The following is a 25818-nucleotide window of genomic DNA, read 5'->3' as shown; positions in this document are numbered from 1 at the left end:
ATAAATGGAGGTAGGTTTTTTATGAAAATGGAGTTCAGAGTGTATCAATTAACCTATTCTAATGACTTAACAGAAGGGGCTAATGAATTGTTTCGTTATTTAAGAAGTATGTCCATAGTCCCTGGTGAGCATGGGTTTGAATATTGTATAACTAATGAAATTGATTTGGACGAGAATATCATTACGTTTTGTTTTAGTGAAGAACATCAGTCGGATACTATTACTATAGATGATGAGAAAAATTCTTTCATTGCCGATGTTGCTCCTTTTATAAATACAATGGTAGCGATTGACCTTCAAGAAAAAAGAATGATAGTTCAAAATAGGGATTATCCTGCAAATAATCTTAACAAGCACCAAACTATGACACGGATGAGAGTAATGCTAAATGAAGCTTTTGAAAATGTTTACAATTCTGTATTCAACACATTAGACATCGAAAGAGAAATTAATGATGAAGAGCTGGAACACGCCTTTTATAATAACCGGGTTAGTTTTTTGCGTATGCAAATAAGTAACGCAAATCGAAATTTATTGCAACATGTTGAAATTTTTGAGGATAGACTTTTAAATGAAAAATGGGTTGAGGGCTGGAATACTGATCAAAGCGTTACATACGAGGTAATCTTAAAAGCTCCTGGGCAAGGTGGAGAGGGTGACTTAAGGCTATCTCCTATTGCAATAAGTCTGTTGAATGTTTTAGGAGCAAGGATTGAACAAATAAATATATGGGATGAGGAAGGTAACAACGAGGTTCTTTCTAGAAGTTCATTTAGTAGATTTATAATCAGAGGAATAAACCATAGAACACAAGTGATTACCTGCATAGATACCATTTCACAAGAAGTATATAACAGAAGGCAAGAGCTTAGAAGCTTTAGAGCAACGGTTGAATTATAAAGAGTAAACTAGCATAGCATCCTCCAGGGAGGAGGTTCTGTAGAGGGAAATATATGTGTTGGTCGAAATGGTAAGCAAAAAGGAGAAATTATGGATACTGGTTTTGTTACTGAATTATTTAATAATATGGGTTTAAAAATAATAGCTTTTATTATACCTTGTGCTTTAGCTTTTTTAATGAGTTTTTTGTTGCTAAGATTTTTAAAAGTTCCCTATGAAATAAGCAACTTTTTGTCAGGAATTATCTTTTTGGTTACCATGTATTATTCTTTTCAATATACATTTTCGCCAAATTCATGAAGAAACTTTAATACACTTTGCATCCATTTATATGGGTGCTTTTTTCTTGGTATAAATTTTTGTAATACGCTTGCACCTATATATGAAAAGGCTAAATCTTATGCTATTCTTGCGTTGGCGGTTTTATAATTAAATTGTCGAAAAGTAATTGAAGGATTAAGTCTTTTCTCCTAGAAATATGTAGGGAAGGGGATGATATGAATGTCTGAGAAACTAACGTATGAACACTTTGTAAGAGGAGCTTTTCAATTTGCACTTGAACGAGAAATAGATAGGTGGGGAGATCCTGCTACATTGGCTAACACTGACTATTTTGAAGATCATCTGCTACCCAGAGTAAAAGCTGCAGTGTCCTACTCCATGGAAATTTACAATGGGCATATTCGTGAAGAAAGCATATCAGAGTCTGACTATGATCTTATGGATCAAATTCTTGCATCTGTTGTTAATGCGCCAGATACGCGTGCTATTAGTAAATTGATTCAACAGTACAAAACTTCTATCCGAAGTAAATACATTACTGAGTAAGCACCCATAGCGGTGCTTTTTCTTTCCTCCAAGACAAATTCTAACGTTACAAGCCAAGGAGTGAAAGAGCGGTTTAAATAATCACTTCATCTAATAATTTTCTCTGTTTCGCTTGTAACGTTAAAACGAACCATTACAAACGAAACAAAACATGAGGTGTAACGTTACATGGCAATGCAAACAAAAATAGAAAAACTCTGCTGGCAAGTAATCGTCCTGGACGGTATTCGTTCTGAGCCTCCGAAATCGACCAGACAGATTGCTGAAGAATGTTGTGACTGGGCTGGAGAAAAGATTTCTCATATTCCAAAATGAAGAACAGCAGAAGTAAAAAGAAGTTATTGTTCAGGATAGACGCCGGGTACTAAAAACGGTTAATCAAGAATTGGATATTATTCAGCTCCAGTACAAAATGACTGAAAGGCTACTTAAACTTTTTGATCTGATAGATGATCTGTCGGATCACGTTCAGAATCGGCTAGATAAAGTAGTCGATAAAATCGTAGAAGGTGGACCAAACCGGGAATATTTAGAAATATGGCGAGATGACTTCGAAAGAGAATTAAAGCGTAAAGTATATGAAGTGAACACATTAAATAAAGAACCGCGGTAAAACAGTAAATTCCTTGCAAATCTTCGAGAGAGGGCTTTTGAATTCAGGTTAGTTCAAGAGTACCTCTCTTTATTTATGGACATTTTTAGCGAGGCATCACGGGAGGACATATACGGTTGCTATCCGGCAAATAGCGGCTAATCCTCGAATGAAAAAAATAGTGGAACAACAAGAACTTATAAGGGGTAACGGCTGAGGTGTTAGCTAAAATTCACACGCATGACGAAAAAGATTCTTTAATTATTTATAGACTGTTAATAGTTTTGTCATTTGTATTCTAAAACATTGTTGACCAAATTCACCAAAAATGTTCATTTCCAGATCAAATCCAATCATAATCAGAACATTTAAAACCTTGACATAAATGCACTATAACATAGATAATAAGATCATAATCGAATAGAGTATCCTTCGGGGCAGGGTGAAATTCCCTACCGGCGGTGATGAGTGATTTGCTCTTAGTCCGTGACCCGCAAGTATTCGCTTGCGGTGGATTCGGTGAAATTCCGAAGCCGACAGTGAAAGTCTGGATGGGAGAAGGATGGAACGTTTTTAAACATTTACTTTAAAACGTTTATTTAGTTTTGCTATTAACGCCCCGTATTGTATAAATACGGGGCTTTTATTGTTTCATTGGCTGTGAAACAGGAGTTTTCATTGACGAAAAAAGAATAAAGGAGTACGGCAAGCATGATGAATGAACATTATATGAAATTAGCCCTTACCCTTGCTGAAGGAGTCAAAGGCCAGACTTCACCGAACCCGCCCGTTGGCGCTGTAGTAGTGAAGGAAGGAAGAGTCGTAGGCATGGGTGCGCATTTAAAAGCTGGAGAGGGTCACGCAGAGGTGCATGCCCTAAATGATGCGGGTGATGAAGCCATTGGCGCGGATGTGTATGTCACTTTGGAGCCTTGTTCTCATTATGGAAAAACACCGCCCTGTGCGGATCTGCTCATCGCCTGCAAAGTGAAAAGAGTGTACATAGCTGCAGTGGATCCTAACCCACAAGTAAGCGGCCGGGGGATCAGAAAGCTGCAAGAAGCAGGCATTGAAGTCTTCACAGGCATCTGTGAGAAAGAAGCCAGATCATTATTAGAACCATTTTTTCATTTTATTCAAACAAACACCCCATTCGTCACAATGAAAACAGCCATAACAGCCGATGGCAAAACAGCAGCCTATACAGGACATAGCCGATGGATTACAAGCGAACAAGCAAGAGAAGATGTTCATTTGATAAGACACCAGCACGACGCCATATTAGTAGGTGTCAATACCGTTCTGCAGGACAACCCCCTTCTCACCACCCGATTGCCCCAGGGAGGAAAACACCCCATTCGAATTATTTTAGATACTCAATTACGCATACCGTTAGAAGCAAATGTCATCATTAATAAAGAAGCAGAAACCATCGTTGTTTGCGGATATGATGCAAGTAATGTCAAGGAACAAGAGTTAAGCAATATTGGGATTCAGGTCATCCGGCTTCAACAAAGCTTTATCTCCGTTAAAAATGTATTGATGGAATTAGGAAAGCAAGGCATTATGACGCTGCTAGTTGAAGGCGGAAGCGAAGTAAATGCTTCCTTCTTTCAAGAACGATCATTCCAGCAGTTATTAATCTATATGGCTCCCAAATTAATAGGCGGAAAGCTTGCTCCGACCGCTTTTGGCGGAGAAGGGCTGCCTCTGATGAATGAAGCGATTCCCCTGCAATTTGAAGCTGTTGAACTGTTAGGGCCTGACTTGAAAATTACGGCTTCACTTAAAAAGGAGGGGTGACGATTGTTTACAGGAATCATTGAAGAAATAGGCATAGTAGAACAGGTGAAAGCGGGAGCCCGTTCTCTTGAACTTTCCATTGCTGCAGAGAAAGTGTTAGAAGACGTTCATCTCGGCGACAGTATCGCCGTCAATGGAGTTTGTTTAACGGTAACAAGCTTTACCAACACAAGATTTACCGCTGATGTCATGCCCGAAACGTTTAAATCGACGTCTTTATCCATCTTGACAAGAGGATCCAAAGTCAATCTTGAACGTGCTATGGGTGCGAATGGACGCTTCGGAGGACATTTCGTATCTGGGCATGTAGACGGAGTCGGTGTCATCGCTGGTAAAAAAACAGATGAAAATGCTTTATATATGGATATAACGTATCCGGAACCATTCGGCCGTTATTTACTAAAAAAAGGATCCATTTGTCTAGACGGCACGTCATTAACGATTTTTCATGTCGATGAAAAGCAATTAACGATCTCGTTAATTCCGCACACGCAGGAAGAAACGATTCTAGCGAATAAAGCGATCGGTGAGCCGGTAAATATCGAATGCGATATGCTGGCAAAATATGTTGAGCGAATGTTAGAAAATCGACAAGAGCAACCTAAATCAAACGTGACGATGGACTTGTTAACGAAACATGGGTTTGCCTAAATTTGAACGGGGGAGGAAGAAATATGTTTGCATCAATTGAATCAGCTATAGAAGACTTAAAAAAAGGAAAAGTCATTATCGTTGTCGATGATGAAGACCGGGAAAATGAAGGAGACTTTGTAGGGTTAGCTGAATTTGCCGACGCTGAAATGATCAACTTCATGGCGAAAGAGGGCCGCGGCTTAATCTGTGTGCCAATTGAAGAAGAGAAAGCAAAGCAGCTGGACTTAAAAATGATGGTTGAAAACAACACAGACAGTCATGGGACGGCTTTCACTGTCAGTGTGGACCATATTTCAACTCATACGGGAATTAGCGCCTTTGAGCGGGCGAATACTATACAAGAGATGATGAATCCTGAGTCAAAACCGCAGGATTTCAAACAGCCGGGACATATTTTTCCCCTGATTGCTAAAAGTGGCGGAGTGTTAAAACGGGCAGGTCATACAGAAGCAGCAGTCGACTTAGCGCGGTTATCAGGAGCCAAGCATGCGGGTGTGATCTGTGAAATCTTAAAAGAAGATGGAACGATGGCGCGGCTTCCGGACTTGCTTGAGATGGCGGAACAGCTGGATCTGAAATTAATCACGATTGAAGATTTAATCGCCTATCGACGCAATCATGAAGAGATGGTGAAGCGTGAAGTGGAAACCGTTCTTCCGACAGAGTATGGTATGTTCCAAGCGGTTGGGTTTACTGAAGTTGTTACCGGTAAAGACCATGTCGCACTGGTTAAAGGAGAAATCAGTGAAGACGATCCCGTCCTTGTCAGAGTCCACTCGGAATGTTTAACGGGTGATGTATTTGGCTCCTGCCGCTGTGACTGCGGACCTCAGCTTGAAGCAGCCCTTCGCCAAATTGAAAACGAAGGCAAAGGCATTCTTCTTTACATGAGGCAAGAAGGACGCGGAATTGGGCTGATCAACAAACTGAAAGCTTATAAGCTGCAAGAAGAAGGCTATGATACAGTTGAAGCCAATGAAAAGCTGGGCTTTGCAGATGATCTTCGTGATTATGGAATTGGTGCGCAGATCTTAAGAAACCTTGGCGTGAAGAACATGAGGCTTTTAACTAATAACCCTCGTAAGATTGCCGGACTTAAAGGATACGGTTTAGAGGTGGTAGAACGCGTGCCAATCGAAATGCCGCCAAAAAACGAAAACCGTCATTACTTGGAGACGAAGATCTCTAAACTTGGCCACTTATTAAAAATGTAATGTTAAAACACTATAAAAATGAAGCAGATAAGGGAGAGAATAAGAATGAGCAAAACGTTTGAAGGAAATTTAATTGGTACTGGTTTAAAAGTCGGGATCGTTGTGGCCCGTTTTAATGAATTTATTACAGGGAAATTGTTAAGCGGAGCAGAAGACGCACTCGTTCGTCACGGAGTAAGCAAAGAAGATATCGCGACTGCATGGGTACCGGGCGCATTTGAGATTCCATTGATTGCAAAGAAAATGGCTGAAAGCGGCAAATATGATGCAGTGATTACGCTAGGTACGGTGATTCGCGGTTCAACGGCTCACTTTGAATATGTAAGCAACGAGGCAACGAAAGGCGTGTCAAAAGCGGCGATGGATTCTGGCGTACCTGTGATTTTCGGCGTATTAACGACTGATACGATTGAACAGGCGATCGAGCGTGCCGGAACAAAAGCTGGCAATAAAGGCTGGGAAGCGGCTGCGACAGCTATTGAAATGGCTAACTTAGTGAAAAACCTAGAGATTTAATGTAATCATTACAAAGGAGTGACGTTCAATCGTCACTCCTTTCTTTTCGTTAATGGCATTGAAAACTAAACCATGTACGCTCAAATTTCCTGTCGGCAAGATCCTGTTTTGAAATACAATAATACAGCATACCCATGTCACCCCACATGACATCCAAGTTCTCCTCATCAGAATCTACTTGCAGCAATAAAACCATGTCATCTTCATCGGCATCTACATAATCACTCACTTCTTCAAACACTTCGCCTTGAACAGACGTTGGCATGCCAAGCGTTTGGTGAGCCGATTCTTCTTCCTGGTATATCTCATCCATTAATTCGATGAGCTTTTCCTCATCTTCTTCAGGTTCCATAAAGAAGTAGTCAAGCTTTTCTCTCACCTCAAACTTCATTTCACATTGCGGATAAGGGTTCGAGTGTTTTGATACAGGAGACAGTTCTGATAGATCCCCATCAAAAAACAACACGCGCCAGCCTTCCTTTTGGTCAGGCTCTCCATAAATCACGTCCTCATCTTCTTCCCAGTTATCGTAATAAAAGAAATAAAGGAATCCGGCTGCAGGAAGTGGATTGTTAGGGTAATTTAATTCCGCCATTTCTGTTAAATTTAGCTGGGCGATAAAATTTAACGGCACATTTTTGTAGGTAGGATAGGTTAAACTGTCCGGTAGATCAGGTGTGCCGCCAAACTTCGAGCGGCCCGTTGCTAAATCTTCAGTCGGTACAGGCTGAATAGAGATACAAGTAAATAATTCTGCCAATATTTCTTGTCTTTTATGCTCAAGCTGATGCTTTTTAATTAATTTTTCAACAAAATCTCTCATAAAATTCCTCCTGTTTAGCCAAAATATAAATAAATTATATCATGTTTGTTTGGATAAATTTACAATCTGAACAGGGAAAGAGGATGAAAAATGCTAAAGAAAACAGCAAAAATCCTTATTGTATGTACGCTTTTTTTAATCATATTTAATAAAGTGGAAGCAGATCAAATGTCGATGCCGACAAAAGATTCTCTTTATCTGCTTCAAGATGCAAAAGGAAAGAGCGGCAACAGCAAAGGAGCAGCCATGGTTTCCGATATTCATCTGAACAAGAAAGATTGGCGTACAAGCATCAGTGTACATGCGATCCATTTGCCCGACCCAGAAATTTACGGCATGTTTAATGGGTATGAAGCGGTCGCTTACGTTCCAGATGAAATACTCAGCAGTTTTCCTTTGCAAAAGATCCATCTTAAAAAAGATCAGATTTGGGCGGGGAAAAATGAAGATCATTCAGCGGATATTAGGCCGTCAAAAATTGAAATTAGACCATATCATTCGAGCACAGGAGAATATGGGCCAGCTGTTTTAACTAGAATCCACCGTAAGTAATACACTTTGTGCAAAATTCAAAATAAAATTTTTAACCCGTGGTTAAGAACTGGAAATAATTTGTGCAGAAAATGAAGAAAGACGTCTGACCTTTATATTGAGAACGATAGCAGCATTTGGTACAATACTCTTTGTGGCTGATCTGCGAAAGCAGAATAAGCGGGTAGGGAGAGGGCGCTGTACGAGAGGTACATGTATTATGAAAATGAACGGAGGATTTTTTCAAGTAAGAGAGCACGGAACAAGTGTGAAAAGAGAAATGATGGCTGGAGTCGTAGGGTTTTTTACAATTATTTATATTGTGGCCGTTAATTCACTGATTTTGTCTGAGGCAGGTGTTCCCTTTGAGGGTGCGGTGCTCGCCACCATTTTGACATCTTTTGTTGGATGTTTGATCATGGCATTGTGGGCAAACGCCCCAATCTTGCTTGTTCCGGGAATGGGAATTAATGCGATGTTTACGTATACGTTTGTGCAATCAATGGGTCTTACCTGGCAGGAAGCCCTGGGTGTCGTATTCGTATCAGGTATTCTATTTTTCATCATATCGGTTACAAGATTAGCGGGATTGCTCAATGCGGCAATACCGAACACATTAAAGGAAGCTATATCTGTTGGATTAGGGTTCTTCCTGATGTTAATTGGTCTGGAAAAGGGCGGAATAGTCGTAAAGGGAACCAATTCTTTAATTGCGCTAGGCAATTTAAGTGACCCGCATGTGCTAGTGACCCTTTTAACGCTGATCGTTGCGATTATCATTTTTTTAAAAGGCTGGCCGGGCGGATTTTTATCCACGATCTTATTTGGAACTGCGGCAGCTGCCGTTTTTGGATTGTTGCCAAAAGCAGAAGGTGAACCCTTTTCTGTTGCGTCCTATAGCGGAGTATTTGGCGCCTTTTCATTAGAGAAATGGGTGGAGCTTCCTTTTCTAATCGCGGTTTTTTCGTTAACGATGGTATTGGTATTTGAGAATATTGGACTTGTGCATGGGCATACCGACTTCGCTGGCCGTCCTGATAAATTTAAACGGTCACTGCAGGCGAATGCCGCTTCCGCTTTTCTATCGGGAATCTTTGGCACCAGTCCGACGGTGTCTACTGTAGAAAGCACGGCATCGATTGCCGCAGGCGGACGAACCGGTTTGACTTCATTGACTGCCGGGACTCTGTTCCTCGTGTCTGTGTTTTTTATCCCATATATGAAGTGGATCCCGGATATGGCGATTGCCCCGGTGCTAATCATCATCGGTGGATTGATGGTTCAGAATATCCGTCATTTAGACTTGTCTGATTTGACAGAAGCATTCCCGGCGATCTTTATTATTGTGATGATTCCTTTTACTTATAGTATTGCGGACGGAATTGCGATGGGATTTATTTTATACCCGATCCTGAAGGTGTTTAAAGGAAAGGCACGAGAGGTCTCGACGGCTTTATATGTCATTTCTGCTTTGTTTTTCATAAACTTTGTCTTGCATTATATATAGATCGACTAAAACCGGCCTCGTGCCGGTTTTTTCTTTTGTTTAAAGCTTGATCATAGTTTTTCATAGCGGAGTATTCTAAGCAATAACCAAATATAAAGATTATGATGTGATTTATGAGAATAATTGGATTATAATAGAAGTAATAGGAGGATCTGGATGAACAAAAGAACAAAAGTTATTTTACTGTTTAGTATTATTTTGATTGCTAGTCCCATAGGGTTTGTATATGTATTAAACAACGGAAATCCCTATACGAAATATATAGCAAATAAGTATATTCCAGAACATTTAGAGGAAATAGGGTATGAAAAAGGACAGCTCAAAGTATCTGATTACGGAGAGCCGAAATACTTAATCAATAAAGATTTTTATCATGGGCATTACATGGTAGTTTTTATAGACGAACCTGATACAAGGTATTTTTACGGTGTAACTAAAAAAGGGAAGCAAGTGAAACAATTTTGTGAAAAGGACGTATTGTCAGCAAATGGTGTGAGCGATATGGTCGTTTCTAAGACTAAGCATAGTGAGAAAAAATGTGTGAATTTTCTTGATAACAGAGACTAATTATGAAGGTAAGAAATTGCAATTCAGGAGTTCAGAACATATAAACAATAACGCTAGTTTAGGAGATATTCTATGAAGAAAAAAGCAATGATTATGGCAGCTCTGGCAGCAGCATTTATTATATTGCATATAACACCAAGCCTGGCGTTAAGAACACAAGTATTTATCATGGGTTACCCAAAAGCGGCTATCTACTCAGGAATTATTGAAGATACCTATCATAACGAAGTGGATCAAGAAAAATTTGCTGAATTAAATGCCAAAGCGTATACCTTAACAAGACCTCCAATCGAAGAAGCTACACAAGGTGAGTTAAGAAACTATCTTGTAAAGAAAGTTGGATTTTTATATTTTGCAGAATACTATGGTGAACTTTAATTATCGGAAGAGTGGATGAAACTTCACCAGAGGAAAGTCAGCCTGCAGCTGGTGTGATAAATGTTAGGGGTGCGGCTTGTCATTCATCATAAATGAGAGAACAGTAGGAGGACTAACGTGAGAATTTTTGATGCGCACTTTCATATTATTGACTATAACTTTCCTGTTACAGTGAATCAAGAGTATGTGCCTCCCGATTATAAAGTAGAAGATTATCAACACGAAACGGCTGACCTGCATGTGGCAGGCGGTGCGATCGTATCCGGGTCATTCCAAGGGTTTGACCAAGAGTATTTATTGCATGCACTTCAACAAATGGGCCCAGCTTTTTGCGGAGTCACGCAATTGCCTTTTACAGCAACAGATGAAGAAATACTCCATTTAAATAAAAACGGGATAAAAGCATTGCGGTTTAATATTATAAGAGGCGGGTCAGAAGATTTATCAAAGCTCGACTATTTTGCCAAAAGGGTATATAACCTAGTGGGATGGCATAGTGAGTTATATATGGATGCTCAAGATTTGCCGGAAATCGCGCCTATTATTAAGGATCTGCCTGCCGTTTCTATTGATCATTTAGGGCTGTCTGAAACAGGGTTGCCGCATTTGCTTAAGCTTGTGGACAAGGGCGTTCGAGTAAAAGCTACAGGGTTTGGCCGGGTTCAGCTAAATGTAGCATCTGCATTAAAAAGTATTTATGACGTGAATCCAAACGCCTTAATGTTTGGAACCGATTTGCCTTCTACGAGAGCAAGAAGACGGTTCAATGAGGAAGACATCCATCTGATTTATTCTCTATTTGATGAACAATCAGCTGAAAAGATCATGTATTCAAATGCGGTAAATTGGTATAGAAAATGATAGCTTATAAGTGGACTGGAGGAAGGCGATGAATAAGTGGATCAGTTTTTTACTGACGATCGCGGTTTTAGGAATGCTCAACTTTATCATTCATGCTGTTTTCGGTGTTTTATTTATTGATTACGCTTTTGTCACCGGACTGATCGGTGCAGCAGGCATTTATTTTTTCAACAGTTCAGGGGGATATACAAGCAGGAATCTTGAAATGAAAGTGCAGTCGCAGACTGGAATAAAATTAAAACAGGAAGAAAATCAAAAATTTAGTCCAACGAGCGCTTTTTATGCCGCCATTTTATATACGGTGTTAGCTGGAATAGCCACTTTTTATTACTATAAAGAGTATTTTATGTAGACAAATAGGTCAACTTTATTAGAAGGAAACAATCGTATTTTCTATAAGGATGCCGGCATCTGTTTTTTTCTCTCAATTTTATGTTCACAGAAGAAATTTAGATCATTTTCACCTCGATCTTCCATACTGCTGTCTCTTGCATATGAAGACAATGAAACTCATGATTCATGGATCATGAGTTTCGGTCGATTGCCGCCCAGTTCAGCATTTGATTTTCAAGAAATGCTGCAGGGCTGGCAGCAGAATCATTTTTTAGGGTATGCACACTTGTTGGCAAGAAATTATAGGTTACTCAGGTTGGTTGTTAACGTTTGGGTCCGGTACAAAATCTGATATAAAGTCTTTATATTTGACCTCAGTAACCATTCCAGCAGATGCATGATGTAAGTCATGACAGTGGAACATCCAATTGCCGGGATTGTCGGCTTTGAAAGAAACGACATATTCTTCTCCGGGCTTGATATTTAAGGTATCTTTCATAATTGTAGAGCCTTCAACAGGGTTGCCATTTTTGCTTAAGACCTGAAAGAAATGACCATGCAAGTGCATAGGATGATCGTCTGATTTAGAGGTGTTTTTCAGAGTCACCTTTACTAAATCGCCCTTTTTTACATCTAATGGCTCCGTTTCCGGATATACTTTATCGTTAATTGTATAAACCATTCCCTCTTTCCCCATGGACGTGCCTAAATCCATTGTATATTCAACATCATATTGATTCTTTACCGAAGAAGACTGATTTTTACCATATTTCGTAATATCTAATACAGGCAGCTGTTCCGTTTCTCTTGTTTGATCCTTCTTGTCATCTGTTCCTTCGTACACAATTTCTGCTTTCATCCCTTTAGCAGCATTGCTTTCATCATGTGATTCTATTAACCAAGTACCAGGACTGTCGGCCGTGAATTCTAAATCATAGCGTTCTCCAGGGGCAATTTCTACTAAAGAATCCTCCAGTTCATCTGGGTTTTCAATTGGCTGGCCATCTGAAGAAGTCACCTTGAATTTATGGCCATGTAAATGAATTTTATGAGACATATATCCGGCGTTTACCAAACGCAGTTTAACTGTTTCTCCTTTTTTTACGGTAAGAGGAGAAACCGATTCACCACTTTTGCCGTTGATTGTATATAAATCGTACATGCTCATATCATGGCTTTCCATGTTCATGCCAGAAGAATGCATATCCTTCATGTCTCCCTCTGACTCTCCCATATCCATGCCGGAATGATCCATTCCTTCCATGTTTTCATTCCCCATTTCCATGTTGGCCATTTCGGGGTTGCTAATCCATTCATCTAAAACAAGAGTATAATCTCTGTCTGCTTTTTCTTGATTTTCTTCTACGATCAATGTTCCATACAATCCTTTATCAATTTGATTTACGCTTTCTTGATGTGAATGATACCAGTAAGTACCAGGAACGGCAGCGGTGAACTCATACGTAAAAGTTTTACCGGGCTGAACTGCATTCATAGTTACACCGGGAATACCATCTTGGTTATTCGGAACCGGAAGTCCATGCCAGTGTATGGTAACAGGTTCAGAAAGTTCATTCTTTAAATTTATTTTTAATTGCTCTCCTTGTTTTACTCTTATTTGCGAGCCTGGAACAGAACCATCATAAGTCCAGACAGGCAGGGAGGTATCTTTATTAAATGTATGGATTGCCTCTTTTGCTGTAATGGTAAATTCATTTCCAGTTTTCATTTCGGTTTCTTTCGTTGTTGTACCTTTACTGTCAGTGTCCTTCGTATGCTGTGCCTTCTCAGATTCATTCATTTTGGACATGTCATGGTCTTCCATGCTCTCAGAATTAGAGCAGGCAACGCCAATGATTGCAAATAATGCCATCATAAGACTTAACCAATAATTTTTCATATTTGTTCCTCCAATTTTTAATGATGTATCATCAGTATAGATAGTAAATTTGAAGATTCTTTGCAGAAATGGTTACCGTTTTAAGGATTTTTTAAGTTCAATTAATAAAATCTGCCTTTTACTATGGCGCGTAGAAGGGATGACTACAATTATAAAAATGTTCTAATTACTTTCATTACACTGTTCAGCTTGCTCACCTGAAGCTGCTCTTTCGCCACAGCGTTTGTCCTGGTCATTTATCTGTTTCATCTGCTAAAGGCAAAAAGAAGGATAAAATAATTTTTTTGTTGAGAGAATTTTTTGTCATCAGTTTTTTAAGTCATTGCATAACCTTTATTAATAGCAATAAAAGAGAAGGTGAAACATGGCTAATAAAAATAGAAATATCTCTAATCTCTCCTTATTAATAACCATTCTATTATTTGTAATAATCACTTTCATTCTCGCTGCAAGCTTCTTTTCAAAAGAAAGACAAGCCGTTCATTCTTATTTGCAAAAAAATATTGGAACAGTATCTTCACAAATACTTGTTACGATGTTAGGTGCTGAAATGCCCTCGTTTTCCTCAGACAGTTTAAAAAAGGAACAAACTTCTATGATCTCTCTTGGATTCGAGTTAGCTACTAATGTAAATATAGGGGATGTCCGCAGCTTAGTGGGAAATGAGATGCCGGGATTTAATATTTTTAAAGATGAAATTATTATTTCAGGGAAAGGAACAAACTTTACTACCCTTCCAACCGAGTCTTCGCCTCCGCTAGAAGATATATTAAATAAGGTCGAAATAGCCAAAGATCAATTAACAAAAACCGAAGACCCAAACACTGACGGAAAGCCAAATATTCCTCAGCGAAAAAACTTTTATATTTATCATACTCATAGCTGGGAATCATATCTTCCGTTGTTAGGGCTTGAAGGAAATCCAAATGTGAATAAAGCAGTTGATTCTAAAACTAATATCACGATAGTGGGAGAAATGTTGGGGAAAGAAATGGAAAAATTAGGGCTGGGAGTAACGGTAGACAAAACAAACATGGGAGAAGAATTGAAAAAGAAAGGGTGGAAAACACCCAAATCCTATAAAGTCTCCCGTGCCCTAGTTCAAACAGCTATTTCCAAAAATCAAGAATTAGATTATTTCATTGATCTTCATAGAGATTCTTTACGTAAGAAGAACACTACCGTAAAGATTCATAATAACCAATACGCTAAAGTCGTGTTTGTTGTTGGAAAAAATAATCCGAACTACGAAGAAAATCTTGAAATAGCAAAATCTCTTCATGAAATTCTGCAGAAAAAATACCCTCATATAAGCAGAGGGGTCATTGGAAAAAGCGGGAAGGGTGTAGATGGCGTATACAACCAAGATCTATCGAAAAGATCCATTCTTGTTGAAATGGGAGGGGTCGATAACAACATAGACGAATTACATAACACGGCTAAAGCTTTTGCGGATGTCATCAATCAATATTACCGTGAAGCAGAAAAAGTGAGCAGTGAAAATTGAATTGCTTTTTGATTATGAAGATTAAGTATAGTAGAAAAAACTTAACCCTTTTAGCCGCAGGGCAAACCATCACTGTATGCTAGTGGTAAAATAAGATTTCATCCATAGATTTAGAAAAGGAAGTAAAAATGCTGTCTTATATAAATTCGAAAGTATCTTTGTCCATCCCAGTATTTGGTTTTGTTAAACAGGAGAACGGGCTGTATTTTGTAGGATATAAAAGCTTCCCGAGGAGTAGTTAGAAGAAGATTCAATTGCAACATTTAACCGAAATCAAGTGAAAAATCTGGTGCAAGCACTTTCTATATTTATTAAACAACTGCATTCCATTCCTATTGATTTTTGCGGAAAGTATGGATGTGCCTGCAATAAATCTTAAATCTAAGGCCCTACATATATTCCATGATGCAAAACAGAAATCATGGAGGACTGTGGTAAAGGAATTACAAGGGATTTGCTACAATCTCTAGGGTGTTCTAGGGTAGAAGAGCGCTTAAAGAAAATATCTTATTTCGTCACCTTTGACCAAATCAGATACACAGTAGAGGGTGTAATCAGAAAGGGCCAATCTTGGATTCAAGAAGGTTTGGAGGAACTGAACGGAGACATAAGAAACAGTATGCAAGACTAACCCAATGGAATAAAGCATTACGCAATTTAATTCAGTACCAGCCAAAGCCATTCCCAATTCAGGGGATGGCTTTTCAACTTACCATAAATACTTTCTTTCGCATAAAGTAAATGACAGTGGAATGCAATAATAGATTACAGGCCTCTATCATTCTATTTTTTCCGTCAATCAAATTCTTTAAATGCTTTCCGATGATGTCTCTCTTCTCTGCACTCTTCATCAAGATAAATTCTGCTTTCATGAGCCAGAGTTTGACCAGTATATTTTCCGCTATAAGGCGGGGCGGCCTGATCTAATTCAGCAAATACGAGCTGGCATATCCGTCTGCCCGCACTTAGTTCAATGGGGACGTGATTCGCATTATAAAGTTCAAGAGTAATGTTTCCTTCAAACCCCGGGTCGACCCAGCCGGCATTTTGAATAAAAAGACCTAACCTGCCTATGGAGCTTCTTCCTTCCACAAACGCTGTGAGATCATTAGGGAGCTTTACCCATTCCATCGTTGTCCCCAGCACAAAACCATGAGGAGGAATAATCATTTTCTTTGTAAACACTTCATTATAGTTCGCCTTGCTATCCAAGGATAAGCAGGGGACAGATGTTTCATCAAGGCTTAAGAAATGATTGTCTAAACGCAAATCAACAGAAGCGGGCTGGAATTGAGGCTGTGTAATAGGTGTGATTTGCAGCTCATGATCCATAAGCCTGCTTTGAATAGATTGGTAAGAAAGAATCATAAATAAAAACCTCCAAGAATATTAAAAAAAATAGTAAGTGGCATGAAACTTGTAAAACGTAACCGTTACGATTTATAATGGGTATTCATAATCTATCATTTCTATGAATTTTAAACAAGTACCAATTATGTTTTGATAGAAATACGTTTAAGCATTTTTTGCCCAAGGGGAGGACAAATATGGCGACATGGAATTTAAGTAAAACAACGAACCATCTATTCATCTGCAACGGAAGCAGCTGTAATAATGTGGGAGCTGAGGAGTTAACACAAGCCATCCGCAAAGAAATCTCGGAGAGAAATGCAGATGATGTTATTCATACGACTCGAACACGCTGTAATGGTAGGTGCCATGATAAGTGCGTGGTGATCGATTACCCAAAAGGAACATGGTATAAGGATTTGAAGCCTGTGGAAGCAGCTCTTTTTATCGATTCAGTGTTAAATGGGCAAGATTATGCGGAGAAACTGAGCCATACATTTAACGAGCATGGGTTTACACGAGCAGCCGGAGTGATTGCCGGTGTAGAAAAAGAAAAAGAAGCAGTTCTTAAGGTTTCTAAGTAAGAAGGGTGTGTACTTTGCTAATTGCACACAATCATCAATAAAATTTCTAGAAAGGGGAGCTATAGCTTGTTAGATCATCTCTATCGTACAGTCATAATGGATCACTATAAGCATAAGAGAAATTACGAAAGGCTGACTGGTGACCATATTAAGAAAGCTCACTATAAAAATCCTACGTGCGGTGATGCAATGACACTTTTTTTAGATATAGAACAAGAGGTAGTAAAGAAAGCAGCCTTTATTGGGGAAGGCTGCAGTATCAGTATGGCTTCAGCCTCGATGATGTCAGAACTAATAAAGAACAAGTCAATTAAAGAAATCAGCACAATGAGAAAAGCATTCGAAGAGTTAATCCGAACAGGAGAGACTGATCAAGAAGAACTGCTGGGTGATAGCCTGTCCCTTCAAGGTGTACATGCGCTAAAAGCGCGGCACAACTGTGCATTAATGACGTGGCAAGCTTTGCATAAGATTTTAAATGCGGAAGAAAATTATCAAAATTAATTAAAACTAGGAGAGAACATCATGGATAAACATTCAAACAAACATCTGCAAATTGGGCGTTTTCACTGTATAGCCTTGTCTGACGGAGTATTTTCAGTTTCCAAGGATTTCTTTTTTGCTAACACCCCAAAAGACTTAATTGAACATATTCCCGATCCATTTCAGGCACCTCTTAACTTTTTGTTCATCGACACAGGTGAAAAAAAGGTGTTAGTAGACACGGGACTTGGACAGGAAAACACGCCAGTAAGCGGGTTATTGCTTAATCGGCTTCAGGAGGAAGGAATTTCTCCGCAGGAGGTTGATGCGGTCATCATTACCCACGGGCATCTGGATCATATTGGAGGAGTGTCGCATGAAGGAGATCCAGTCTTTCCGAATGCGAATTATTATATTAGAGACGAAGAATGGAGCTTTTGGGAGAATCAGAAAGAGTCGAGAGAATTTGAAAAACTAAAGCCAATTGAAAATCAAACAATAAAAGTTTTCTCGGATTTTGAAATTTACCCAGGGATACTGGTTAACCATACACCTGGTCATACGGAAGGTCATCTTACTGTCTCTATCCAGTCAGAAGGAGACAGCTTGATAGTTGCATCCGATATATTAAGCGACCCTTGTGTCTTGAACTATTCGCCTTCTCACATTGCAGCCGAAGTATCGCCGGCAAAGGGACTGCAAACACGCACAGCATTTTTAGAAAAAGCCTCTGAACAAGCAGCTCTGCTTTTTGTTTGTCATTATCCCTTTCCTGGGTTGGGTTATATAGAAAAAAATCAATTAGAAAACGGCTGGGAGTGGGTTCCATACATTGAGAAAGGGAAGTGATTGTTATGCCAGTAAGATATGCCCGTTTTTCACAAAAAAGCGGCCGTAAATACACTCCTAGACAGTTCGGCAGCAAATTAGACGGATCTGTTTTATTGAGAAAAAGATGGAAATCGAAAAACACCGATGAATATTCGTCTTAGTGTGTTTTTACTTACAAACAAAAGATTCTATACTAAAATTAAATCGTAATAATTACGCTTTATAAGGAGAGGTATTACATGAAAGAAATTCCTGTGACAGTGCTGAGCGGCTATTTAGGTGCGGGCAAAACAACCATTTTAAACCATGTTTTAAATAACAGAGACGGCTTAAAAGTGGCTGTGATTGTCAACGATATGAGCGAAGTTAATATCGACGCAGAAACGATTAAGCAGGGTGGAGGATTAAAGAGAACAGAAGAGAAGCTTGTGGAGATGTCGAACGGCTGTATTTGCTGCACCCTGCGAGAGGATTTGTTAATAGAAGTTGAGAAGCTGGCCAGGGCAGGCGATATTGATTACATTGTGATTGAATCGACGGGTATTAGCGAGCCGGTTCCAGTTGCTCAAACCTTCTCTTATATAGATGAGGAGCTGGGAATTGACCTGACCCGGTTCTGTTCGCTGGATACAATGGTGACAGTCGTTGATGCGAATCGCTTTTGGCACGATTTTCGTTCAGGGGACAGCCTTTTGGACCGGAAAGAAGCGCTTGGAGAAGAAGACAATCGGGAAATTGCGGATTTATTACTGGATCAAATCGAATTTTGCGATGTTTTAATCGTAAATAAATGTGATCTAGTATCTGATGAGGCTTTGCTTCGCCTTGAGCAGATTCTTCGAAAGCTTCAGCCAGAGGCGCGAATTATCCGAACCACCAAGGGACAGGTTCCAGCCAATGCCATTTTAAATACCGGTCTTTTTGACTTTGAAAAAGCTAGTGAATCAGCTGGCTGGATCAAAGAATTGACTGCTGGACACAAAGAGCATCAGCCAGAAACGCTGGAATATGGCATTGCTTCTTTTGTTTACAAACGAAGGCTGCCCTTTCATAGCGAGCGTTTTTACCAGCTAATGCATTCGTTAGCTAAAAGTATAGTCAGAGTGAAAGGGATTGCTTGGTGCGCATCAAGAAATGAGTTTGCACTTTCTGTTTCACAAGCAGGCCCCTCTATACAAATTGAACCGGTTGCTTATTGGGTGGCTACGAGGCCGCAAAAAGAACAAATGGCCATCCTGAACGCTAACCCTCACATTCAAGAAGATTGGGACCCTGAGTTTGGAGACCGTATGACGCAGCTGGTGTTTATCGGAATCGATATGAATGAAAAAGAAGTAACAAAGCTATTGGATGATTGCTTACTAACTAATGAAGAGTTTGATTCAAATTGGGATGTGCTTGGAGATCCTTTTACATGGGAGATCCCCGCAGGAAGCTGACTTGAAACCTACTCACTCTAGGCGCTTGTATTTTATTTAGCTTTCACTTCATCGGATAGAATTAGATTTTTTTAATACTCTACAGCTAGGATCAACATAGAAAGAGGTGCACAAATGGATAAATCTGTTGAAATCTATATACTAGCCGGATTTTTAGGCAGCGGGAAATCAACATTGTTAAAAAGCTTATTAATGAAAGAAAGAGAAGAAGGCCGAACAGTAGCCGTGTTAATGAATGAACTAGGAGAATACTCGGTTGATACTGGAATCATAGGAACAGATGTGACATTAACAGAACTGTTAAATGGCTGTATTTGCTGTACGATGAAGGACGAAGTAGAGATTCAGCTCCTCACATTATATAAACAGGAGCAGCCAGATGTTATTTATATTGAAGCAACAGGAGTGGCCCATCCTATTGAAATACTCGATGCTTGCCTATCACCAGTTATCGCTCCATTTGTTCAAGTTAAATCTATTATAAGTGTCGTTGATTCGAAGAGATGGTTAGATCGTACCCGGTTAAACAGACAACTTCAAAAATTGCTGGAAGAGCAAATCATACATGGGGATCAAATTTTGCTGAACAAATCTGATTGTGTTTCCACAGAAGAATTGGCAGAGATCCAAAAGGAAGTTAAGGGGCTAAATCCTAGAGCACGTATTTATACTGCATTATTTGCAGAAGTGCCACTATCCATATTAGTTGTAAACAGAGATGAACAAGACATTCAAAGCAGGGAAGAATTACATGTAAAAAAACATTTACATATACAGACAATGACCTATTCATTTCATGACCCAATTGAAAGAGGGTCGTTTGAGAGCTGGCTTAGAGCGGTTCCTTCGAACATTTTCAGAGTAAAAGGATTTATCCGGTTCCACGACGACGACCAGACTTATTTAATTCAGCACTCTTACGGGGTCCCTTATTTATTGCCGCAGCCCATTAAGTTTCCTGCTAATTTAGTGATCATCGGAACTGAATTAAACAAGGATCAAGTCAAAGAAGAATTGATGACAATTGAAGGAGTAATTAATTAATAAATTAATATTTTTCATTTCCTAGCGTGTAGAAGCTTCTGCACGCTAGGAAATGTTGGTAACAGTTTTAAACACTGCAAGTTAAATAAAAGTTATTATTTCAATAGGTATAGCTAAAAGTTATTATTCATTTGACGAATCAAATGATCTATATCTCCAGAAGGTGTCAGGTCTGCCCATTTAGGATGCGACTTCTTTAATTTACTCGCAAATTCCAATAGCATCGGTTTTTCAATATGTGCCTGTTGCAGCAATGAATCGTTTGCAAATAAAGCTTCCCTTTCCCCAGCATACAAAAGCTGCCCTTTATGTAAAACGAGATAATAATCGGCCCAGTCATAGATTAAGTGAGTGTGGTGGGTAGCATACAGAAATGTTCGGTTATTGCCATCTAGCTTTGTTAGATATTGTTTGAGCTGTTTGGAGAAATAATAATCTAAATTACTTGTGGGTTCATCCAGAATAAAAACACTAGGCTCCATAACATATACACCGGCAATAGATACGCGTTTTTTTTGCCCGCCGCTTAAACATTGAATAGGCTTATTCGCAAGTGGGGAGAGCTCTGTTAACTGCATGGCTTCATCAACCATCTTATGAACCTTTTCAATGTGCCAGCCCAAATTTACCGGTCCGTATAAAACATCCTGCTTAACAGTGGGAGCAAACAGCTGATAGTCCGCATCTTGAAAAATGATTCCAACTTGTTCTCTTAAACGCCGAAGCTCTTTTTTAGTGAAAGAAAATGGATGACCTAAAAAAGAAATCGTGCCGGAAGTTGGTTTAATAAGGCCTGCTATCAGTTTAAATAACGTCGATTTTCCAGAGCCATTTTCTCCTAAAATAGCGATTTTTTTATTTTGTGGTATGTCGAATGACAGGTTTTGTAAAGCAGCCGTCCCATCTTCGTACAGGTAGCTTACATTATCAAATGTAAAATAGGGTTGTTCGCTCATTTCATCAGCTCCTGAAGAAAAATATTTGTCGCTGCGATCACATAGAAGGCAAGTCCAATTGAGAGGAATAAATGCCTTTCTTTAGGTTCATCTAAAAAAGAAGCAGGAAGCACGAAGCAGTCAATACTTCTTGCTTTCATGGCCTCTGTTAAATGAGTGTTGCGTATGAATATCTGCTTCACAATACCTGTCATAAGAAGGGCTAGTGAGTGAAAGCTTGACTGATAGCTTTGATAGCCGAAGCGAGCCATTTGAGCTGTACGGATTTGCTCGGCGTATTCTAAAAATAAAAAGATAAATCGGTAAATTAATATAAACAATTCAACTACAATGGTCGGTACCCGACATCGAATCAAAAGAGCTGTTACATGCATAACAGGTGTGGTAAGGATGAAAAAATAAAAGCAGGTCATGCTGCTGAAAGCTACAACGAATAATTCTATGGCCTTATTCAAATCAGCCTTTACTATAAATATCTGAAAAAAAGGAGTCGAATAATGCCAAATCGGCGAAATGGCAATAGGCTCTGATGAAAAAGAAAGAATTATAGGTACAGTACCTGCTAGACTGAAACCAAATGGGATCAGCAATAATGTAAGATACTGCTTTAAAGGTATTTTAGCTGCCGTTAAGATAAATGTACTCATAAAAAGAAAGGTAAAAAAACCAATCGTTATATCTCTTGTGACTATTACGCAAAACAGCGGGATGAAAGCAAATAATAGTTTTTGATTAACGTGATAACAGCTAAGCGCATTATGGTAAGCTAATTGGTCTATTCTTATCATTTAAGTATTAGTTCTGTCCTTTTTATTACTGCCTCTCATATAGCCAATAAAGTAGCCGATAATAAGAGCCCCAATGACTCCCTGCAAGACGAAAAACAGGCTCTCGATCTCACCGCTTGGCGGCTCCCAGATCGATGTAAACCATGGTTCGTAGTCCGCAACAATTTGAGTAATCATTTCTTCTGCTTCCCCATCCGCACCACCGAATTCGGCATCTTTTAAAAATACAATAGGAACAAGTGTCAAAACGATAACGGCTAAAAATAACAGTAGATTTTTCATCAGCATGAATCAGCTCTCCTTTGACTTTAATACACGCAGCTGCAGAAGTTCTTGTACGTTATATTTTCTCAAGAAATTCATGACAATGACTGTCAGTAAACCTTCAGAAATCGCTAGCGGAATTTGAGTGAGGGCAAAAATACCGCTGAATTTTGTAAATGAAGCGAAAAATCCGCCAACCTCTGATGGAAAAGCAAGAGCCAATTGAATAGATGTCATGACGTAGGTGCCTAAATCTCCAAGCATAGCTGCAAGAAAGACAGCAATGCTGAATGAGAAGCTGAGCTTCATGCAGCTTTTATATACACCGTAAGCGATAAGCGGACCGACAATAGCCATGGAGAAAATATTTGCTCCTAAAGTGGTTAAGCCTCCATGTGCCAATAAAAGCGACTGAAATAGTAAAACGATAGATCCCAGGATGCTCATAGCAAATGGTCCAAACAATACCGACCCTAATCCGGCGCCTGTTGGATGAGAGCAGCTGCCAGTAACAGATGGAATTTTTAAGGCTGAAAGCACGAATGAAAAAGCTCCTGCTAGTGCGAGCAGCATTTTGCTTTCTGGATTGTCCTTGACCGTCCGTTTGATCGAGCGCAGCCCAACTATTAAAAATGGCAGGCAAAGTGCAAACCAGAATATGGCCCATGCAATTGGAAGGTAGCCCTCCATGATATGCATGGCGTAAGCTTTTTTCGGTACAAATAATAGCACAAGTCCGAAATAAGCCAGTTTTGTCCAAAGATTTTTCATGACCATTCTCCTTTTTGATGAAATAGACAAAAAAAGTGCATAAAAAAAACACTTTTTTGGAGAAAAGTGCACAGAAAAAAGCAAATTAAATTGCTTCTTTCGCACCTATCCTCGTAGGGTAAAGAGTTTGCATTTTTGGCAGGTCTCCTGGCTTATCATCAACGCTCCTTGCCCCCCTTCCCATCATTTGACAGTGGGTTTATCATGCGAGTCGCTCCGAATTACAGTTGCGGGACAGCGACGGTTTTGCACCGTACTTCCCTTTTAAGCTGAATTTGGTCAGCACCAAAAATGTTTGAATTTTGTCATGGCTTATTCTAGCAGTACATAAAAAATAAGTCTAGATATAATTCAGAAAATTAGTGAATGTTTCAGAATTATTGTAATGAAATTTATAGTCTCGTAGTTTAGATTCTGAAGAAAATTCTTTTTATTATGATTTTTATATGGTATGGTATTTTTAATTTCATACAAACTTGTTTAAGTGCTCACATTGTGAGTTGAAAGGGAAACTAGTGAAAATCTAGTGCAGCCCCCGCTACTGTAAATGCTGATGAAACTATAAATCCACTGAGCAATCGGGAAGGTATAGGAGTAAAGAGAAGCAAAGCCAGGAAACCTGCTTATTCAAGAGAAACTAGCTTTTCGGAGGGAGAAGCATAGGCGGAATCATGATGATTATTTCTGGTTTTCTGTGCAATTTTAGAATTCAGAATTTTATTAGCCTATCTCCCTTCTGGCGGGAGATAGGCTTTTTTGTTTAGGAGGAATGTTATGAAGAAAGGAAAAATTTTCGTTGTTGGATTCGGCCCGGGAGATCGGGAGCACATTACAAAGCGGGCGATAGATGCTATGCAAGACAGCGATTATATTATCGGCTATAAGACATACGTTGATCTGATTAGACATTTAGTCACAGCAAAGTCGATCGTGAGTACAGGAATGACCGAAGAAGTTTCGCGTGCGCAAGAGGCCGTTCGGCAAGCGGAATCCGGAAATATAGTTTCGGTGATTTCTAGCGGTGATGCAGGCGTATATGGCATGGCAGGCCTTGTGTATGAGGTGCTGATTGAGAAAGGATGGACAGAAGCAGAAGGCATTGGAGTGGAAATTGTCCCCGGTGTTTCTGCGATTAACTCTTGTGCCAGCTTACTCGGTGCCCCCGTTATGCATGATGCTTGTACGATTAGCTTAAGTGATCATTTAACACCTTGGCAGGTCATTGAGAAGCGAATTGAGGCAGCCGCCATGGCAGACTTTGTGATTGCATTTTACAACCCGAAAAGCGGTCGCAGAACGAGGCAAATTGTAGAAGCGCAACGTATTTTATTAAAATACCGTTCGCCACACACACCCGTTGGACTGGTGAAAAGCGCGTACCGTGATACTCAAAACATTATATTAACGACATTAAAAGACATGCTGGATCATGAGATCGGGATGTTGACCACGGTGGTAGTAGGGAATGCAAGCTCATTCTTCTATGACAATAAGATCATCACACCGCGTGGCTACCAGCGGAAATATACATTGGGCGAAGAGAAACAGCCGTTAAGACCACATGAACGACTGCGAAAAGAAGCTGAACCATGGGCGCTTGACCAAGAATTAGCGGCAAGGGAGGCAGGTCAAGATCAAGAGCCGGTAAAAAATAAGAAGTCTTCCCTTGAACTGGCACAAAAAGCTGTGGCTTTGCTGGATAAAGTGGACACTTCACTCATTGTAAATCAGCCAATAGAAGAAATTTTTGAATTTGCCGTCTCTCCAGGTATTGCGAATAAACAATTAACACCGGAACAAATGCGCTGCCTGGCAGATGTAATTGGTAAAAAAGGGACATTAGAATACACACCTGATCATCGTTTTATGATCAAAATGCCGACAGCAACCCCGGCAAAAATAGTCGCAGAACTGGAGAAGGCTGGATTGCTTGTTATGCCTGTTGGGGACGTGCTTAACCTAAAGGCATGCGATTTTTGCTACGGGGAAAAGGCAGAGTCGATTCCATATGCAGATGAAATTGCATCCACTCTCTCTGGTATGAAGCTGCCGAAAGAATTACATATCGGTTTCAACGGATGCGGCATGGCATGCTATCGCGCAGTGTTTGATGACATTGGTATTGTGTATCGCAAAAAGAAATTTGATTTATTTATTGGGGCAAAGCCGGTTGGGCGAACAGCACACGCGGGTCAGCCTGTTGCAGAAGGCATTGAGCCGGACAAGCTCATCCCCTTACTCACGTCATTAGTTGAAGAGTATAAAGAAAATGCTCACCCAAACGAACGTCTGTTTAAATATTTTAAACGAATGAAGAAGCTGGGTCACTTTAACTATCAGGATGTCAGCTGCAAAATCGAAATTGAGCCAGCGCCTTGCGGGGATTAAGGAGGA

29 protein-coding genes and 3 riboswitches are annotated in these 25818 nt (G+C 39.7%); of the genes, 22 read left to right on the top strand and 7 right to left on the bottom strand.

Annotated elements, in window-relative coordinates:
- The first annotated feature begins 21 nt into the window (after positions 1-21).
- The 8 genes from JOC78_RS03915 (at position 22) to ribH (ending at position 6507) form a co-directional block, all read left to right on the top strand.
- Positions 22-900 (top strand): hypothetical protein, encoded by an 879-nt coding sequence (locus JOC78_RS03915; protein WP_239586985.1) that lies wholly within the window; start codon positions 22-24, stop codon positions 898-900.
- 501 nt (positions 901-1401) lie between these two features.
- Positions 1402-1728, top strand: coding sequence for a hypothetical protein (locus JOC78_RS03910; protein WP_204553179.1), 327 nt, complete (start codon positions 1402-1404; stop codon positions 1726-1728).
- A 168-nt stretch (positions 1729-1896) separates the two neighbouring features.
- Positions 1897-2043, top strand: coding sequence for a hypothetical protein (locus JOC78_RS03905; RefSeq protein ID WP_204553178.1), 147 nt, complete (start codon positions 1897-1899; stop codon positions 2041-2043).
- Positions 2044-2113: 70 nt separating this feature from the next.
- Complete coding sequence (locus JOC78_RS03900; protein WP_204553177.1) at positions 2114-2341, top strand: hypothetical protein; 228 nt, start codon at positions 2114-2116, stop codon at positions 2339-2341.
- 403 nt (positions 2342-2744) lie between these two features.
- A riboswitch (FMN riboswitch) is annotated at positions 2745-2887 on the top strand.
- Between the two features lie 144 nt (positions 2888-3031).
- Positions 3032-4123 carry a bifunctional diaminohydroxyphosphoribosylaminopyrimidine deaminase/5-amino-6-(5-phosphoribosylamino)uracil reductase RibD gene (ribD, locus tag JOC78_RS03895; RefSeq protein WP_204553176.1) on the top strand — a complete coding sequence of 364 codons (1092 nt, stop codon included), beginning with the start codon at positions 3032-3034 and terminating at the stop codon, positions 4121-4123.
- Positions 4124-4126: 3 nt separating this feature from the next.
- Entirely contained in the window at positions 4127-4774 is a 648-nt protein-coding gene (ribE, locus tag JOC78_RS03890; RefSeq protein ID WP_204553175.1) for a riboflavin synthase, read from the top strand.
- A gap of 23 nt (positions 4775-4797) precedes the next feature.
- Complete coding sequence (locus JOC78_RS03885) at positions 4798-5991, top strand: bifunctional 3,4-dihydroxy-2-butanone-4-phosphate synthase/GTP cyclohydrolase II (RefSeq protein WP_204553174.1); 1194 nt, start codon at positions 4798-4800, stop codon at positions 5989-5991.
- A 45-nt stretch (positions 5992-6036) separates the two neighbouring features.
- Positions 6037-6507 (top strand): 6,7-dimethyl-8-ribityllumazine synthase, encoded by a 471-nt coding sequence (gene ribH, locus JOC78_RS03880; RefSeq protein ID WP_204553173.1) that lies wholly within the window; start codon positions 6037-6039, stop codon positions 6505-6507.
- A 49-nt stretch (positions 6508-6556) separates the two neighbouring features.
- Here the strand turns inward: ribH and JOC78_RS03875 are convergent, their stop codons facing one another.
- The gene (locus JOC78_RS03875; RefSeq protein WP_204553172.1) at positions 6557-7330 is read right to left on the bottom strand and encodes a YwqG family protein; all 774 of its coding nucleotides are present in this window, start codon (positions 7328-7330) and stop codon (positions 6557-6559) included.
- Positions 7331-7420: 90 nt separating this feature from the next.
- On the opposite strand from JOC78_RS03875, the gene JOC78_RS03870 reads away from it, so the two are divergent.
- The 6 genes from JOC78_RS03870 to JOC78_RS03845 all read left to right on the top strand — a co-directional run bounded on the left by JOC78_RS03870 (position 7421) and on the right by JOC78_RS03845 (position 11526).
- Positions 7421-7882 carry a YoqH family protein gene (locus JOC78_RS03870; RefSeq protein WP_204553171.1) on the top strand — a complete coding sequence of 154 codons (462 nt, stop codon included), beginning with the start codon at positions 7421-7423 and terminating at the stop codon, positions 7880-7882.
- A 199-nt stretch (positions 7883-8081) separates the two neighbouring features.
- On the top strand, positions 8082-9368 hold the full coding sequence (locus JOC78_RS03865; RefSeq protein WP_420829896.1) for an NCS2 family permease: 1287 nt from the start codon (positions 8082-8084) through the stop codon (positions 9366-9368).
- A 156-nt stretch (positions 9369-9524) separates the two neighbouring features.
- On the top strand, positions 9525-9935 hold the full coding sequence (locus JOC78_RS03860; RefSeq protein WP_204553170.1) for a DUF3139 domain-containing protein: 411 nt from the start codon (positions 9525-9527) through the stop codon (positions 9933-9935).
- A gap of 72 nt (positions 9936-10007) precedes the next feature.
- Complete coding sequence (locus tag JOC78_RS03855; RefSeq protein WP_204553169.1) at positions 10008-10313, top strand: hypothetical protein; 306 nt, start codon at positions 10008-10010, stop codon at positions 10311-10313.
- A gap of 117 nt (positions 10314-10430) precedes the next feature.
- A complete protein-coding gene (locus tag JOC78_RS03850; RefSeq protein ID WP_204553168.1) occupies positions 10431-11174 on the top strand; it encodes an amidohydrolase family protein in 744 nt (247 codons plus the stop codon).
- A gap of 28 nt (positions 11175-11202) precedes the next feature.
- Complete coding sequence (locus JOC78_RS03845) at positions 11203-11526, top strand: hypothetical protein (protein WP_204553166.1); 324 nt, start codon at positions 11203-11205, stop codon at positions 11524-11526.
- Between the two features lie 288 nt (positions 11527-11814).
- Here JOC78_RS03845 and JOC78_RS03840 read toward each other — a convergent pair whose 3' ends face one another.
- Complete coding sequence (locus tag JOC78_RS03840) at positions 11815-13407, bottom strand: multicopper oxidase family protein (RefSeq protein WP_204553164.1); 1593 nt, start codon at positions 13405-13407, stop codon at positions 11815-11817.
- A gap of 364 nt (positions 13408-13771) precedes the next feature.
- Here JOC78_RS03840 and spoIIP point away from each other — a divergent pair, with 364 nt between their 5' ends.
- Positions 13772-14914 (top strand): stage II sporulation protein P, encoded by a 1143-nt coding sequence (gene spoIIP, locus JOC78_RS03835; RefSeq protein WP_204553162.1) that lies wholly within the window; start codon positions 13772-13774, stop codon positions 14912-14914.
- Positions 14915-15709: 795 nt separating this feature from the next.
- Here spoIIP and dcd read toward each other — a convergent pair.
- A complete protein-coding gene (gene dcd / locus JOC78_RS03830) occupies positions 15710-16282 on the bottom strand; it encodes a dCTP deaminase (protein WP_204553160.1) in 573 nt (190 codons plus the stop codon).
- 179 nt (positions 16283-16461) lie between these two features.
- Here dcd and JOC78_RS03825 point away from each other — a divergent pair, with 179 nt between their 5' ends.
- The 6 genes from JOC78_RS03825 (at position 16462) to JOC78_RS03800 (ending at position 20645) form a co-directional block, all read left to right on the top strand.
- Positions 16462-16848 carry a (2Fe-2S) ferredoxin domain-containing protein gene (locus JOC78_RS03825; protein WP_204553159.1) on the top strand — a complete coding sequence of 129 codons (387 nt, stop codon included), beginning with the start codon at positions 16462-16464 and terminating at the stop codon, positions 16846-16848.
- A 66-nt stretch (positions 16849-16914) separates the two neighbouring features.
- The gene (gene sufU, locus JOC78_RS03820) at positions 16915-17352 is read left to right on the top strand and encodes a Fe-S cluster assembly sulfur transfer protein SufU (protein WP_204553157.1); all 438 of its coding nucleotides are present in this window, start codon (positions 16915-16917) and stop codon (positions 17350-17352) included.
- A 21-nt stretch (positions 17353-17373) separates the two neighbouring features.
- Entirely contained in the window at positions 17374-18180 is an 807-nt protein-coding gene (locus JOC78_RS03815) for an MBL fold metallo-hydrolase (RefSeq protein WP_204553155.1), read from the top strand.
- Between the two features lie 5 nt (positions 18181-18185).
- Positions 18186-18323, top strand: coding sequence for a hypothetical protein (locus tag JOC78_RS03810; protein ID WP_204553153.1), 138 nt, complete (start codon positions 18186-18188; stop codon positions 18321-18323).
- A gap of 78 nt (positions 18324-18401) precedes the next feature.
- The gene (locus JOC78_RS03805; protein WP_204553151.1) at positions 18402-19601 is read left to right on the top strand and encodes a GTP-binding protein; all 1200 of its coding nucleotides are present in this window, start codon (positions 18402-18404) and stop codon (positions 19599-19601) included.
- Between the two features lie 114 nt (positions 19602-19715).
- On the top strand, positions 19716-20645 hold the full coding sequence (locus tag JOC78_RS03800) for a CobW family GTP-binding protein (protein WP_204553149.1): 930 nt from the start codon (positions 19716-19718) through the stop codon (positions 20643-20645).
- A gap of 113 nt (positions 20646-20758) precedes the next feature.
- On the opposite strand, the gene JOC78_RS03795 is transcribed toward JOC78_RS03800, so the two are convergent.
- The 4 genes from JOC78_RS03795 to JOC78_RS03780 are packed head-to-tail and all read right to left on the bottom strand — an operon-like array spanning position 20759 to position 23424.
- Positions 20759-21601, bottom strand: a complete 843-nt coding sequence (locus JOC78_RS03795) for an energy-coupling factor ABC transporter ATP-binding protein (RefSeq protein ID WP_204553147.1) — start codon at positions 21599-21601, stop codon at positions 20759-20761.
- The gene (cbiQ, locus tag JOC78_RS03790) at positions 21598-22389 is read right to left on the bottom strand and encodes a cobalt ECF transporter T component CbiQ (protein ID WP_204553145.1); all 792 of its coding nucleotides are present in this window, start codon (positions 22387-22389) and stop codon (positions 21598-21600) included. Before cbiQ ends, JOC78_RS03795 begins: the two co-directional genes overlap by 4 nt.
- Complete coding sequence (locus JOC78_RS03785) at positions 22390-22674, bottom strand: energy-coupling factor ABC transporter substrate-binding protein (protein ID WP_476693179.1); 285 nt, start codon at positions 22672-22674, stop codon at positions 22390-22392.
- A 6-nt stretch (positions 22675-22680) separates the two neighbouring features.
- Entirely contained in the window at positions 22681-23424 is a 744-nt protein-coding gene (locus JOC78_RS03780) for an energy-coupling factor ABC transporter permease (protein ID WP_204553143.1), read from the bottom strand.
- 120 nt (positions 23425-23544) lie between these two features.
- Positions 23545-23729: riboswitch (cobalamin riboswitch) on the bottom strand.
- Between the two features lie 160 nt (positions 23730-23889).
- Positions 23890-24065, top strand: a riboswitch (cobalamin riboswitch).
- Positions 24066-24198: 133 nt separating this feature from the next.
- Between JOC78_RS03780 and cobJ the strand changes: the two genes are divergently transcribed.
- Positions 24199-25812, top strand: a complete 1614-nt coding sequence (cobJ, locus tag JOC78_RS03775) for a precorrin-3B C(17)-methyltransferase (RefSeq protein WP_204553140.1) — start codon at positions 24199-24201, stop codon at positions 25810-25812.
- Positions 25813-25818 lie beyond the last annotated feature (6 nt).

The organism is Bacillus ectoiniformans, from assembly GCF_016908875.1.
Taxonomy (GTDB): domain Bacteria; phylum Bacillota; class Bacilli; order Bacillales; family Domibacillaceae; genus Bacillus_BX; species Bacillus_BX ectoiniformans.
This window is presented reverse-complemented; position numbering and strand designations above follow the sequence as displayed.